Genomic DNA, 13,299 nt, shown 5'->3' on the forward strand with positions numbered 1-13,299 from the left:
TCAATTCAACCTAAGGGGATGATGCTCTTGTTAACCAGACCTTCAGCAGATGAATACGGATCACACTTCGGCACGTATATCGCAGCTGCTCCGGACGGAGATTTGCGCGAAGCGCTTGAAGTCAATCGCAACCAAACAAACGCCCTGTTCTCCGCATTGACCGAAGAACAAGCGCTCTATCGCTATGCACCGGGCAAATGGAGCCTGAAAGAAGTGCTCGGCCACATCACAGATACGGAACGAATCATGAGCTATCGCCTGCTGCGCGCCGCACGCGGAGACCGCACGCCGCTGCCGGGCTTCGATGAGAATGATTTTGTGCAAGGGGCCACGTTCGATAACGAAACGGTCGCGGAGCTGCTGGAGAACTACAACGCCGTCAAAGGCGCGACCGCAGCGCTTCTGCGCAGCTTGCCGCCTGAGGCTTTCCTCCGGAAAGGCTTTGCCAGCAACACCGACATTTCCGCCAGGGCGCTTGCTTACGTCATCGTCGGCCACGAGCTGCATCATCTGAATGTCATCCGTGAACGATACTTAAATCGCTAGAAAATAACCGAGAGAGGTGCATGATATGCACCTCTCTCGCTTTGTCTTGCCACATGAAATTAGTAGCCTTCGTTTGTACCGCCGCTGACGATCGTCACGCTCGCACTCGCACCGATGCGTGTCGCGCCTGCAGCAATGAGATTGCGCACAGCTGCCAGATCACGCACGCCGCCCGAAGCTTTAACGCCCATTTCGGGTCCGACTGTTTGACGCATAAGCGCGATATCCTCGACCGTCGCGCCGCCGGGACCGAAACCGGTCGAGGTTTTCACGAAACCTGCGCCGGCACGTTTGCAAATTTCGGAAGCCGTCACTTTCTCTTCATCCGTAAGCAAGCCCACTTCAAGAATAACTTTGCTGGCTGCGCGTCCTTTGCAAGCTTCTACGACGCCGCGCACATCGTTTTCCACCTCTTCGAGGCGACCCGATTTCAGTGCGCCTACGTTTAGCACCATGTCGATTTCCGTTGCGCCGTTCTCGATGGCATCTTTCGTTTCTGCTATTTTGACGAGCGAGCTTGAAGCGCCCAATGGGAAGCCAACAACGGTCGTGATGCCGACCCCTGAACCTGCAAGCTGTTTCGCTGCTTCCGATACCCAGTATGGATTCACGCAAACGGTAGCGAACTTATACTGCTTCGCCTCTTCACACAGCTTAGCAATTTGCGTCGCCGTCGCATCCGGTTTCAACAACGTATGGTCAAAATAAGCGGCTAATGCTGCTCCTTGTAACTCGTTACCCATCCTATTTCCTACTCTCTGTCTGTTTTAGTTAGTCCGTTCCAGCAGGTATTTGGCGGTAAATTGATCGGTTATCAGCACGTTCGTATATCTCCCGCGCAGCGCGCCGTAGATCCCGTCGACCTTGCGGATACCGCCTGCTACCAGAATGGATTTTTCTTTCTTCTTCAGATCCTCGAGATCGATTCCGATGGTGCGCTGATTCAGCTCTTGGGAGCAGATCACACCGTCCAGATTGAAGTATCGCGAGCAAATATCGCCGGCGCCTTTCTCGAAGATCATCCGAAGCTCGTTCTCGTTGAAATAGTTCGCTTTGATCAAAACGGAATCTTCCGTCGGCGCACCCACCGTTACAATCGCGATGTTGGCCTTCTTCCCCAGCTCCAATATATTCTGGATATGGCGATCCGTTTCAATCGTCTTCTTCACGACAGGGTGATCGACGATCGCAGGCAGAGGGATGAAGTACGGGTTCGTATGGAGCGCTTTACCGAACAGATTCACAATCTCGTACGCATAAGTGTTCGTCTCGGAATGGCTGACGCCTCCGTTTAGCTGCACGACCTTTACGTCTTTGACATGCTTATCCTGCAGGTTCAGCGCAACCTCATATAGGGTCGTTCCCCAAGTGATGCCTACGATATCGCCGTCCTTGATGGTTTTGTCCACGTACTTTGCCGCTGCCGGGCCTAAGTACTTCTTGACCACGGCATCCTCATAATGCGGCACATTGACGATGATGACTTTCTTGAGCCCGAACTTACGCTCGATTTGACATGCGAGAAGGTCATTGTTCTCCAGCGGATCGACGATGCTGATGATCACATAGCCTTCTTCTTTAGCTTGTTGGATGAAGCGACTTACAGTAGGTCTGGATACCCCGAGCTGCTTGGCAATTTCCTGCTGGCTGTAGTCCAGTTGATAATACATCCGGACCGCATCCAGCATTTTTCCCCTTTTATCATCTGAACGTTCTTCATGCACTGGCTCTCAACACTCCCCTGTCAATAGCTCACTCACTCTTCATCAACGTTTGCCCGAATCGAATACCTCCCCTGCAGCCTTAGGTGCTTGCGATGTTTTGGAGAACAGAACCAAGGCGATCAAAGTAATAACATATGGGAACACCTTAAGGATAATCGGCGGAAATGAAGCAAATGCCGGAATAACCTGCGATACGTTGGCAACTGTGCTGGCAAAGCCGAAGAACAGGGTTGCGGCCAGAATGCCGATTGGACGCCATTGTCCGAAGATCAAGGCCGCGAGTGCCAAGAAACCGAGACCGGAGACCGTCCCCGTGAATTCACCGGCGATCGTAACCAGGTGGATACCTCCACCCAAACCTGCGAATGCACCGGAAATCAACACGCCGATATAGCGCATTTTCCGTACATTGACGCCTGCTGCCTCTGCTGCCTGCGGATATTCGCCGCAAGAACGCAGTCGCAAGCCGAAAGCTGTTTTTCTCAGAAGTAAGGAACTGAGAAGGACGACCAGCAAGATGATCCATGTCGTCCAGTACGTCTTCGTGAAGAGCAGCGGTCCCAGAATTGGAATATCCGATAGTCCCCACACATCAAACGGCGGGAAACCGCCGGCAAGACGGATGTTCCCGCTGCCTGTGATGTTACGGGAAAGGAACACCGTGAGGGCTCCGGCAATCATGTTGATCGCCGTACCGCTGATAACCTGATTCGCGCTGAGATGTATGCTCGCGAAAGCATGGAGCAATGAGAAGAGCGTCCCTGCTACGATCGCGACCAGAAGTCCGATCCAGATCGATGCGATTTGATGATCCGGCCAAGCCGTCTGCAGCTTATACATCGTGAAGGCCGAAGCGAAGGAGCCAATGACCATGAGTCCTTCCAAACCGATGTTCACGACGCCGCTTCGTTCGCTGAACAATCCGCCAAGCGCCGTAATGAGCAGCGGGATCGTAAACATGATCGCATACGGGAATATTTGTTGAATCGTGATCCACATACGCTACACCTTCTCCTTTCCGCTGACCGCTGAGTTTGCAGCTGCCTCTTTACGCTTGGACAAGAATCGGGTAATCAGCTTGTCCATCAGTACGCTCGTTGCCGCGAAGTAAATAATGATCGCGATAATGGAATCCGCTATTTCCGGCGGTATTTCCGTCATCGCATTCATAAAGCCGCGACCGGAGTATAGGAGACCGAAGAATAACGCGGATAACAATACACCGATCGGCGAGTTGGCACCAAGCAGCGCAACCGCAATCCCATCATAGCCCTGTGTCGGCAAGATCCCGATCTGAATGTTGTTTCCGTTACCTGCATATTGCGCCAAACCGCCGAGTCCCGCGAGTGCGCCGGAAATCAGCATGGACGTGATGATGCTGCGATTAACGCCGATACCCGCATATTCAGCCGAGTGACGGTTGAAGCCGACTGCTTTAAGCTCGTAGCCGAGCGTAGTTTTGTTAATGATGAATGCAATGATGATCACGACAATCACTGCAAGGAACAAGCCCAAGTTCACATAGGAGCCGCCGAACAGATCGGAGAGGAATGGCGCTCTCAAGGTAGCTTTGTCAGCCAGGGAACGGGATTCCGTCTCGATTTGCTCTGCTTTCAGATAGGCCGGAACGGCGTAGTAGATCGTCCAATAAGCGACCCAGTTCATCATGATGGTCGATACAACCTCATGTACATTGAATCTGGCCTTGAGAAGTCCCGGAATAAATGCCCATACGGCACCGCCGAGGATAGCGGCAATGATCATGAGCAGCAGCAGCAGCGGTCTGGACGTATCGACATTAAGACCTACTGCCGAGGCGCAGAAACCGCCGAACAGCATTTGACCCGCAGCTCCGATATTAAACAAGCCCGTGCGGAAGGCAAAAGCGACCGAAAGCCCCGTGAAGATAAGCGGAGTCCCGGTTGCCAACGTGTCTCCGAAACGCGACGCATTTTTGAGACCGCCTTCGAAGAGGTATCTGTAGCCCTCGAATGGCTGATGACCCGTCACGGCCATCAGTATTGCGCCCCCGAGCAAGCCGAATATCACCGCACATAGGGATATAATGACATTTCTCATTGGTCTCCCCCATTTCCAACTCCGGCCATCATTAGGCCGATATCGTTCTCGTTTGTCTCGGACGCGTTGACGACGCCGATCAATTCTCCGTTATTGAGTACCGCGATGCGGTCTGACACGTTAAGCACCTCGTCAAGCTCCAGCGAGATGAGCAGCACGGCCTTGCCTCTGTTCCGGTGCTCGATCAATCGCTTGTGAATATATTCAATCGACCCGACATCAAGGCCGCGCGTAGGCTGAACCGCGATCAACAGACCCGGATCCAGTTCAATTTCACGGCCGATGATCGCCTTCTGCTGGTTACCGCCGGATAACGACCGCGATAAGGAAAGCGGGCCTCTGCCCGAACGCACGTCGAAGCTCTCCAATATGCCGCTTGCATATTTGCGAATCGCAGCCTTGTTCAGGATGCCGCGCTTAGCGAACGGCTTGCGGTTGTAGATTTGCAAAATCATATTCTCTTCAAGCGTGTAATCCAGCACCAAGCCGCGTTTCTGACGATCTTCCGGGATATGCGCGATGCCCTTCTGAATCCGGCCTCGGATCGATTCGCGCGTAATGTCGTGACCATCGATTTCAATCCGTCCGCTTTCGACTTTGCGCAAGCCTGTAATCGCTTCCACCAGCTCTGTTTGTCCATTGCCCTCTACGCCGGCGATACCGACGATTTCTCCTGCCCGAACATCCAGCGAGAAGTTTTTGAGCCCGGGTACGTTTTTATTATTATTCACGGTGAGCCCATCCAGCTTCAGAATCACTTCGCCCGGACGACTACCTTCTTTGTCAACTTTAAACGAGACATTGCGTCCAACCATCATCTCGGCCATCTTGAGCTCGCCCGTTGTCGCGACATCAACCGTACCGATTGTTTTGCCGCGGCGGATGACCGTACACCGGTTAGCTACCGCTTTAATTTCTTTCAGCTTATGCGTGATCAGAATGATCGACTTACCCTCTGCGATCAAGCTCAGCATGATTTTGCCCAATTCTTCAATTTCCTGCGGCGTCAGAACAGCTGACGGCTCATCCAGAATGAGCACTTCCGCGTCCCGGTACAGCATCTTCAAGATTTCCACGCGCTGCTGCATGCCAACCGAAATATCCTCAATCTTCGCATGAGGATCCACATTCAAGCCATAACGCTTCGAGAGCTCCTCAATACGGCGGGCTGCTCCATTGATGTTCAGCACAAAACCTTTTTTAAGCTCATTGCCAAGAATAATATTTTCGGTAACGGTAAAATTGCTGACCAGCTTAAAATGCTGGTGAACCATGCCGATGCCAAGCTTGTTTGCCACATTCGGATTTGCGATCTTGACCTGTTCGCCATTGATCTTAATCGTGCCGCAGTCCGGCTGATACATCCCGAACAGGATGCTCATCAGCGTCGACTTACCGGCCCCGTTCTCTCCGAGCAAAGCGTGAATCTCGCCTTTGCGAAGCTGGAGCGTAATATCGTCGTTAGCCACGACCCCCGGAAACTCCTTACGAATATTCAACATTTCCACTACAAATTCCATACGATAGGCTCCTTTACCTAATTGATCGTAAGGGTAAAGCTGATTAGGACGATTAATGGTAAAAAGAGACGGAGCATCCCGTCTCTTCTTAGAATGAAGGTTTATCGCAAAAGACTCTTACTTAATAAGATCGCCTTTTTCAGCTGCTACTTTGATATCGCCGCTTTTCATTTTAGCTTCAACATCATTGACTTTAGTCATTGTATCTTCGCTAAGGTTCGGATTCTCTTCAGGCAAGCCTACGCCATCGTTCTTGATGTCGAACGTCAAGGTTTGGCCGCCAGGGAATGTACCGTCTTGCTCGGCTTTCATCATGTCAAAGGACGCGGAGTTAACTTTCTTCATTGCGGAAGTGATGATGATGGATTTGTCGCCCTCATACACGCCGTCTTTGAATTGGTCGCCGTCAACGCCAACGATCCATACTTCTTTGCCTGCTTTAGCGCGAGTCTTAGCTTCGTTGATTGCACCAACGCCTACGCCGCCTGCTGCAGTGAAGATGACTTTAACGCCGCGGTCATACATTTGAGCTGCCAGTTGGCCGCCTGCCGCTACGTTGTCGAAGCTGCCTTGGTATACTACGTTTTCTTTTTTGATCGAAATTTTAGTTCCCAGGTTGTCGTTCGCGTATTTCACGCCTTGCTGGAAGCCCCAGTTGAACTTCTGCACGGCAGGGATTTCCATGCCGCCGATGAAGCCTGCTTCGCCTTCTTTCAATTGAACCGCAGTTGCAACACCCGCGATGAAGCCGGATTCATGCTCTGCGAAGAAGATCGAAACCGTGTTCTCTTTCACAACCGGCGTGAAGTCGTCAGCAGTATGAGGAGCGCCGTCGATCAGAACGAATTTTGCGTCTTTATATTTATCTTGCGCCGCAAAGATCGCCGTTTCGAATTTGAAGCCCGGTGCTACGATTACTTTGAAGCCTGCATCGTACAGGTTGCCGATTTCTTTCAGGTAGTCAGCTTCCGTCGTACCAGCCGGTTTCAAGTATTTCGTTTCTACGCCAAGATCTTTCGTAGCGCGCTGCAAGCCTTCCCAAGTACCTTGGTTAAAGGATTTGTCATCAATTGTACCGGAGTCTGTAACCATACCCGCTTTAAAGGAAGCCTTGGTGCCTTCGTTTGTACCTGCATTCCCACCTGCGTTGTTGGTGTTGTTGTTCTTGCTTCCACAACCTACGACCATTGCAAATGCAAGCATACAGATCACGATTGTTACTAAACTTTTCTTCATGGTATTCTACTCCTCATTTCCATATTTAGTTTACTGCTAACCCCAGTCTGAACATTTGTAAAAAACCTGTTTTAGCATTTGTTTGACCTTTATCAAATATACGGTGATTTGAGGTTTTTGTAAACTAGTTTTGCGGATTAAATCCAGTCTCTCTACCTTCTTATGTAACGTTTTCTCACACTTATGTCACATCTCAATCGTTTCACGTATAGCATTCCCATAACGAATAAATTCTTCCATATTTTTTGGCTCAAAAATCATTTTTTTCGGCCCACTTCGTCCAATGATGCCATTTCCGCATCCGATCGACCCCAAATAACAAGTGGACGCCCCATAAAGATGCAGCCTCTTCGCCTTTGTTTCGACAAATTAGCAAAAAATACCACTTTTTCTTCATTAGTTTAACGCGTTTGCGCAACCTTGTCCATGTAACATTGTCTTGTTCGTTTATTCATTTACCGTTAAACTTTAACCTATCTTCTTCAGGAGGTTCTACTCGCATGAAATCCGCCCGATCCTTATTATTCGTTTATATCCTGAATCAATCGCTGCACTGGTTCATTATCGGCTTGATTCTCCCCGTCTCCAGCTTGTTCATGCTAGACAAGGGACTTAATCTGCAAGAGATCGGACTTGTCTTCGCCGTATCCTCGGCGGCAGTGCTGCTGCTCGAATTGCCGACAGGCGGATTATCGGATGCGCTCGGCCGCAAACGCGTCTATCTGATCTCCTTGCTCTTCATGCTGGGAGCGGTGCTGCTCGTCATGGTTTCTTGGAATCTGATCACGCTTATGATCGGCTACATCCTGTTCGGAGCAGCCCGGGCACTTTCCTCCGGATCCATTGATGCTTGGTTCGTAGATGAACACAATCGGCTTGAGCCCGAAGGCGACTTAAGCCGCAAACTTGCAATAGCAGGGATCTTCATCCCGCTTGCGATGGGAATAAGCGCGCTTGCCGGGGGCTGGCTTCCCGATCTGCTCGGTCCGCTCACTTCCGATTTCGGCGCAGGCATCTACTCCATTAATTTCATTGCCATGGCCGTCATGATCTTGGTCCAGTTCTTGCTCACGTTCAAGCTCGTGGTGGAGCAAATCCATGCCAGCAGATCGAAGAGCATGCTGAGCGGCTTCCGCCAGCTGCCTCAACTGGTCGCTGATTCCGTGCAATACGGATTCAAACAGATTGCCGTGTTCCTGCTTCTGTTAACCAGCTTCGCTTGGGGCTTCGGATTCTCCGGCCTCGAGACCTACTGGCAGCCGCAGGTGAAGAACATGCTCGGCCCCGATTCCGCGAACTGGCAATTCGGATTGCTGACAGCCGGGTATTTCCTCTCTGCGTCCGCAGGGAACCTGCTCTTCACGCCGCTCTCCAAGCTGCTGCGGGTACCGGTAACGGTCATGCTGTTCGGATCGCGCTCGGCGCTCGGCATCCTGTTCCTCATTCTCGCCGCACAGCATGGAGTAGCAGGCTTCACCGCCTTTTACTTTATCTTGTTCATGTGCAACGGCATTGCCAGCTCGCCGGATACCGCCCTGTTCAATCAGCAGCTTAACGAAAACAACCGTTCGACGATGCAGTCGCTCAATTCGTTATTCCTGCAGCTGGGCGGCCTGATTGGCTCCTTTCTCCACGGCTTCATCGCCCAGTATGCTTCGATTTCCATCACCTGGTGCGTAGCAGGCGGCGTGCTGATTGCCTCAGCCTTCCTGTATCTCAATGTTCGCGAGAACGCGAAAGAACCTATCCGAGCAGTCGGATAGGTTCTTTTCTTGTCTAACGATGCTTGGTCAGAGCAGTCTGCTACTTCATTATCATTTTATCCATTTGTGCCATGGCATTATCCATTTCCCGGGATAAATCAGCTGACGCTGCTGCACTGTAAGCCGTCTCGAGGATGACTCCGACAGCCGGACGACAAAAGAACCTACCCGAAAAGTCGGATAGGTTCTTATCAGTGATGAAGCATGATGAACTGGATCAGTCCGTAATATTGCGCGTGTAATACTCAATAATATCTTTACGCCTTATAATGCCGAGAAAGACGCGATCGTCATCTACGACCGGAACAAAATTCTGGTCAGCTGCGAGGGTTAACATATCGTCCATGAGCGCTCCGATGGCGACGCACTCGTTATAAATTCTTTTCTTGATGCTGATCACCGGAATTTCGTGCATATTCTCAAAGGTGAGTCCGGCCGTCCCCCGAAGCTTCCACAGAATATCCCCTTCGGATAACGTACCGATATATTTGCCTTCCTCATCGATAATCGGAATTGCTGAATAATGGCAGGCTTCCAGCTTCTCAAGTGCGTCTTTCATGGTGGCTGATGTCGTCAGGTATGACACTTTTTCTTTCGGCAGCAGAAAGAATCCAATTTCCATTACATGAGCTCCTCCTCTGGTTGCGGGTACTAGAGTGTTTTAACCCTGATTCCGCATATTTGAAACAGAACTTGCCAGACCAATTCTTGCCTAAACATCGCGCTGGGCAGAGGCGGAAGGCATCTGACCCGGCAGGGCATACACTACATGGGATAAACGTTTCCGCTTGCTCCGACTTGCCAATATATAAAGGAGTGATTCCGTATGTTCATGCAAAGTCCGGGTCAAATGCAAAATCCCGGTCAGGCACAGATTAACATGTCGGTGCAGCAGAAAGCAATGTATCTTACTGGGCGCCCAGTCGGGATCTCCCTTCGAAACGGCCAAGGCGTATCCGGCGTCATCTGCGGTGTTCAAGGCGGCGAGGTCTATGTCATGCAATATTTGTACGCGACTCAATTCGCGACATTCCATTATCCGTTCAATCAGATTCATGATATTTTGCCGTACCCGGAGTGCGGGTAGTGCTAGTTGAAGAGGATGGCAAATGGTTGATCTGCATCAGCCATTTGCCCGCTTCCATATGGCCGCCTATCTCAATTACATAGAGGCTGCTATCGTCGTCGCTTTCTTATTTGCAGATAGGGAATGAAGCGCTGGGTCATTGAAGCCTTTAATGAGGAGCCACACCGCGAGAATCATTTCATTCGCTGCTACGGGCAGTGCCAGAATACCTCCCCAGAACGAAATTTGTTCAATGACACCGAACATAACGAGCAAGGCGCAAGTGAAAACGAGAACTGCCCCTGTCATGCCCAAGATCGGGATAAACCTCGGGACGAGCCTCGATTTATAGAAAATATAACTGTACATCATCGTGTTGATCCCCAGCATGAATAACGGTCCAAGCAGAAAGGTCCAATCATGAATGGCTGCTAACAGCGTTCCGGAAACTTGAAACGCGGCCGCATCGACAGCGCCTGCTGCAACAAATTCACGGCTTAACGTCACTAGGGACAGAACGCTGATTACGCCAACCGTAATCATAATCGCTTCAAGAAATCGAAAGCATATATGCCACAGCGCGATCGTTTCATTGTATTTTCTGAGAATGGGAAACATGGTGGTTGCCGTACCAATCGCGGAAACGACAAGCATTAATTCCATCACCGCGCCTAGTATCACTTGGTTTGCGTGCTTAGAACCTTGAACCAGATAATCAGCATTATTTAGAATCGGTTTGTACAAAATAAAAGCAGCGATCATCGATGTAACGGCTGCAAGGATGAACAGGATCCCAACAATCTTGGCAGCTAATTTAGGCGACATTATTTCCCCATCTCCTTTTCTATTCCCCGTAAAAGAAAACCTCTTCCAATGGCAAGCTAAAGGCGTGCGCGATGCGAAAAGCAAGTTCCAGAGACGGGGAGTAATTCCCCTTCTCCAAGGCCACGATGGTTTGTCTGGTAACACCCACCTTGTCAGCCAGTTGCTGCTGTGTCATTTCATCATGGTTGAATCGTAATTTGCGGATGTGATTGCCGACAAGATGCTTACTCATCTTAGACTTATACTCCTCTCCGGTAGTGATAAAGTTTCGTAAAGGAGCCGGTCACATCGGATAAGAATCCGCTCGCGATCAGAATCACAAACATCACCTGTGACGGCTGATCCAAGACCAGTGACCCCATTGCAAGCAGAAAGCCGAGGATAAACACGAAGAACGAAATCCGATTCGCTTTCAGCTCGATAAGTTTATCCAGCTCATCCGCGAAGGTCGGTTCTTTTTCTTGCGTGGTTATTCTGAAGATGATGTTAAAAACAATACTGACCAGGATATGCGCAACGATAGAGACCAACATGAGAATGAGGACGAACGAGCCCCAATAATGAAAGGCTTCCTCCGCTTCAAGCCCGCCTTCGGGGAACTGCGAATACATGTACAAGCAATAAGAGCCGAAAATAACGATAGTGCTGATTAAAGAAACGATGCTCTTCTTCTCTTGGTAAGTCATGGATTTGCCTCCTGTTTATAATCTTCCCTAAATAAAGTAAATAATGATATACATAATGTAATAAAAACCATTCATAATGTCAAGTTAACTATACATTAAATAGACAGCTATGCCAGCTTCCTAAGCAATCATCAAATAATAAGTCTTTGAAAGCGGTCTATAGATAAGGCATAATTGAAATGGTTATAGCGCTTATACTTACCGCAGGTAGGCAGGAGGAACGCCGATGTACAAAGTGATTATTGTAGATGATGAAGCGGTCGTCCGGGTCGGATTGAAAAATACGATTAACTGGAACGAGCATGGCTTCGAATTGATCGGCGATTATGCGAACGGTCGAGAAGCTTGGGAAGCTGTCGAGCAGCACAAGCCGGACCTGGTTATCTCGGACATCAGCATGCCATTCATGGATGGCCTTGAGCTGGCCGGATTGATCTCTACTCAATTTCCTTATATCAAAATCATTATATTAACGGGCTTTGATGAATTCGAATATGCGCAGCAAGCGATACGATTGAAAGTGTCCGATTTCATCCTAAAGCCGATCACGGCCAATGAAATCCGCGCCTTGCTCGATCGCGTCAAGAAAGAAATGGACGAAGAAACCAAGCACCGCGAGGATCTCGGGCGGCTAAAGAGCCAATTGAACCAGAGTCTTCCTCTATTGAAAGAACGCTTCCTCGAACGCCTGGTCGCAGTAGGACTCAATCTTGAGGAAATCAACGAACGGTTCTCCTATTTCGGCATTCCGGCGCCGCTTCCCCTGCATGTTGTGCTAATCGTCGACATTGATGATTTCGGAGACCGAGAGCTTCATTCCTATGAGCATGATGTAGAGTTTCTGCGGTTTGCGGCTTTCGATATCTTCAAAGAAACGCTCGAACGCGAAGGCGTTATGCTCTTCCGTACGAGGGAGGAACGCATGGTTGCCATTATATCGGGTCAGGATGACGAAAGCTTGCTCTACGAGCAGGTCTATTCCTTGGCGGAGCAAGTGAGGCACCATATCGAGAAGTACTTAAAGTTTACGGTCACGATCGGCATCGGACGAGCCTGCGCTCATCTTGAACAGCTGCCGGAATCGTATAAAAGCGCGCTATCCGTCTTGGACTACCGCTTCTTGCTCGGCAAGAACCGCGTGCTCAGCATATTGGATATGGAGGGCAAACCTTCCATTCCGCTGCCTCCTCAGCTCGATTGGGACCGCAAGCTGGCTTCCGCCGTCAAGAGGGGCTCTGCCCAGGAAGCTTTTCAGCTTATCGAGGACGGTGTCGCGGAGCTGAAATCCTCCCTTGCTCCGATTGAAGCCTGCTTCCTGCAGATGCAGAAGGTCGTGCTGTCCTTGATGAACTCGATTCAGGAGCTCGTTGCCCATGATCCGGAAGCGTCCTTCGACCGGCAGATGCGGCTTATGGATGTATATGGGCTCAAGACGCTCGATGAAGTCGAGATTTGGCTCAAGGATGTCGTGCGCTCGGTGATGTCCACGATTGCCGATAACCGCAGCCATTTGACGAACATGCAGATTCATCGGGCAGTCGAGTATATCGAGACGAACTACGCCAACGATAAGATGTCGCTGCAGGATATCTGCCGTCACGTCTTGATGAGCACCAGCTACTTCAGCCTCGTCTTCAAGCAGCATACCGGCGAAACGTATATCGAATTTTTGACCGGGGTACGCATTGCGCGGGCGAAGGAGCTCCTTCATAACACGACGATGAAATTCTATGAAATTGCCGAACAGGTCGGCTACAAGGATCCGAATTATTTCAGCATTTTGTTTAAGAAGCATACCGGTATCACCCCAAAGGACTTCAGAGAGAAGCAGCTTAAGGAGAGCGGAAACTAACG

14 protein-coding genes are annotated in these 13,299 nt (G+C 50.2%); 4 read left to right on the forward strand and 10 right to left on the reverse strand.

Annotated features, from left to right (window positions below):
* Positions 1 to 27: 27 nt before the first annotated feature.
* On the forward strand, positions 28 to 546 hold the full coding sequence (locus I8J30_RS27425) for a DinB family protein (protein WP_210663621.1): 519 nt from the start codon (positions 28 to 30) through the stop codon (positions 544 to 546).
* 59 nt (positions 547 to 605) lie between these two features.
* On the opposite strand, the gene deoC is transcribed toward I8J30_RS27425, so the two are convergent.
* From deoC to I8J30_RS27455, 6 genes are all read right to left on the reverse strand, one after another.
* Positions 606 to 1,289: a deoxyribose-phosphate aldolase gene (gene deoC / locus I8J30_RS27430; RefSeq protein ID WP_210663623.1), complete on the reverse strand. Its 684-nt coding sequence runs from the start codon at positions 1,287 to 1,289 to the stop codon at positions 606 to 608.
* A gap of 24 nt (positions 1,290 to 1,313) precedes the next feature.
* Positions 1,314 to 2,216, reverse strand: a complete 903-nt coding sequence (locus tag I8J30_RS27435) for a sugar-binding transcriptional regulator (RefSeq protein WP_276316190.1) — start codon at positions 2,214 to 2,216, stop codon at positions 1,314 to 1,316.
* 96 nt (positions 2,217 to 2,312) lie between these two features.
* Positions 2,313 to 3,269, reverse strand: a complete 957-nt coding sequence (locus tag I8J30_RS27440) for an ABC transporter permease (protein WP_210663625.1) — start codon at positions 3,267 to 3,269, stop codon at positions 2,313 to 2,315.
* A gap of 3 nt (positions 3,270 to 3,272) precedes the next feature.
* Positions 3,273 to 4,349, reverse strand: a complete 1,077-nt coding sequence (locus I8J30_RS27445; RefSeq protein WP_210663626.1) for an ABC transporter permease — start codon at positions 4,347 to 4,349, stop codon at positions 3,273 to 3,275.
* Positions 4,346 to 5,869, reverse strand: a complete 1,524-nt coding sequence (locus I8J30_RS27450; RefSeq protein WP_210663629.1) for an ABC transporter ATP-binding protein — start codon at positions 5,867 to 5,869, stop codon at positions 4,346 to 4,348. Before I8J30_RS27450 ends, I8J30_RS27445 begins: the two co-directional genes overlap by 4 nt.
* A gap of 117 nt (positions 5,870 to 5,986) precedes the next feature.
* Entirely contained in the window at positions 5,987 to 7,105 is a 1,119-nt protein-coding gene (locus tag I8J30_RS27455) for a BMP family lipoprotein (protein ID WP_210663631.1), read from the reverse strand.
* 500 nt (positions 7,106 to 7,605) lie between these two features.
* Here I8J30_RS27455 and I8J30_RS27460 point away from each other — a divergent pair, with 500 nt between their 5' ends.
* Entirely contained in the window at positions 7,606 to 8,868 is a 1,263-nt protein-coding gene (locus I8J30_RS27460; protein WP_210663632.1) for an MFS transporter, read from the forward strand.
* 217 nt (positions 8,869 to 9,085) lie between these two features.
* On the opposite strand, the gene I8J30_RS27465 is transcribed toward I8J30_RS27460, so the two are convergent.
* Complete coding sequence (locus I8J30_RS27465; protein WP_210663634.1) at positions 9,086 to 9,490, reverse strand: CBS domain-containing protein; 405 nt, start codon at positions 9,488 to 9,490, stop codon at positions 9,086 to 9,088.
* Positions 9,491 to 9,748: 258 nt separating this feature from the next.
* Between I8J30_RS27465 and I8J30_RS27470 the strand changes: the two genes are divergently transcribed.
* A complete protein-coding gene (locus tag I8J30_RS27470; RefSeq protein ID WP_210663729.1) occupies positions 9,749 to 9,955 on the forward strand; it encodes a hypothetical protein in 207 nt (68 codons plus the stop codon).
* A gap of 75 nt (positions 9,956 to 10,030) precedes the next feature.
* On the opposite strand, the gene I8J30_RS27475 is transcribed toward I8J30_RS27470, so the two are convergent.
* Genes I8J30_RS27475 through I8J30_RS27485 form a run of 3 tightly spaced genes read right to left on the reverse strand, consistent with a single transcriptional unit; the run spans position 10,031 to position 11,445 of the window.
* A complete protein-coding gene (locus tag I8J30_RS27475; RefSeq protein WP_240548430.1) occupies positions 10,031 to 10,759 on the reverse strand; it encodes a DUF4386 domain-containing protein in 729 nt (242 codons plus the stop codon).
* Between the two features lie 19 nt (positions 10,760 to 10,778).
* Positions 10,779 to 10,991, reverse strand: a complete 213-nt coding sequence (locus I8J30_RS27480; protein ID WP_210663636.1) for a helix-turn-helix transcriptional regulator — start codon at positions 10,989 to 10,991, stop codon at positions 10,779 to 10,781.
* Positions 10,992 to 10,998: 7 nt separating this feature from the next.
* Positions 10,999 to 11,445, reverse strand: coding sequence for a hypothetical protein (locus tag I8J30_RS27485; protein ID WP_210663638.1), 447 nt, complete (start codon positions 11,443 to 11,445; stop codon positions 10,999 to 11,001).
* 226 nt (positions 11,446 to 11,671) lie between these two features.
* Between I8J30_RS27485 and I8J30_RS27490 the strand changes: the two genes are divergently transcribed.
* Positions 11,672 to 13,297 carry a response regulator transcription factor gene (locus tag I8J30_RS27490; RefSeq protein WP_210663640.1) on the forward strand — a complete coding sequence of 542 codons (1,626 nt, stop codon included), beginning with the start codon at positions 11,672 to 11,674 and terminating at the stop codon, positions 13,295 to 13,297.
* The last annotated feature ends 2 nt before the right edge of the window (positions 13,298 to 13,299 follow it).

It is taken from the genome of Paenibacillus lignilyticus, assembly GCF_017942085.1.
Lineage (GTDB): Bacteria > Bacillota > Bacilli > Paenibacillales > Paenibacillaceae > Paenibacillus_Z > Paenibacillus_Z lignilyticus.

Coding starts and splice junctions, on each gene's coding strand:
- I8J30_RS27490 (WP_210663640.1), top strand. CDS start 11,672: ATGTACAAAGTGATTATTGTAGATGATGAAGCGGTCGTCCGGGTCGGA.
- deoC (WP_210663623.1), bottom strand. CDS start 1,289: ATGGGTAACGAGTTACAAGGAGCAGCATTAGCCGCTTATTTTGACCAT.
- I8J30_RS27460 (WP_210663632.1), top strand. CDS start 7,606: ATGAAATCCGCCCGATCCTTATTATTCGTTTATATCCTGAATCAATCG.
- I8J30_RS27475 (WP_240548430.1), bottom strand. CDS start 10,759: ATGTCGCCTAAATTAGCTGCCAAGATTGTTGGGATCCTGTTCATCCTT.
- I8J30_RS27470 (WP_210663729.1), top strand. CDS start 9,749: ATGTCGGTGCAGCAGAAAGCAATGTATCTTACTGGGCGCCCAGTCGGG.
- I8J30_RS27455 (WP_210663631.1), bottom strand. CDS start 7,105: ATGAAGAAAAGTTTAGTAACAATCGTGATCTGTATGCTTGCATTTGCA.
- I8J30_RS27445 (WP_210663626.1), bottom strand. CDS start 4,349: ATGAGAAATGTCATTATATCCCTATGTGCGGTGATATTCGGCTTGCTC.
- I8J30_RS27450 (WP_210663629.1), bottom strand. CDS start 5,869: ATGGAATTTGTAGTGGAAATGTTGAATATTCGTAAGGAGTTTCCGGGG.
- I8J30_RS27435 (WP_276316190.1), bottom strand. CDS start 2,216: ATGTATTATCAACTGGACTACAGCCAGCAGGAAATTGCCAAGCAGCTC.
- I8J30_RS27485 (WP_210663638.1), bottom strand. CDS start 11,445: ATGACTTACCAAGAGAAGAAGAGCATCGTTTCTTTAATCAGCACTATC.
- I8J30_RS27465 (WP_210663634.1), bottom strand. CDS start 9,490: ATGGAAATTGGATTCTTTCTGCTGCCGAAAGAAAAAGTGTCATACCTG.
- I8J30_RS27440 (WP_210663625.1), bottom strand. CDS start 3,269: ATGTGGATCACGATTCAACAAATATTCCCGTATGCGATCATGTTTACG.
- I8J30_RS27480 (WP_210663636.1), bottom strand. CDS start 10,991: ATGAGTAAGCATCTTGTCGGCAATCACATCCGCAAATTACGATTCAAC.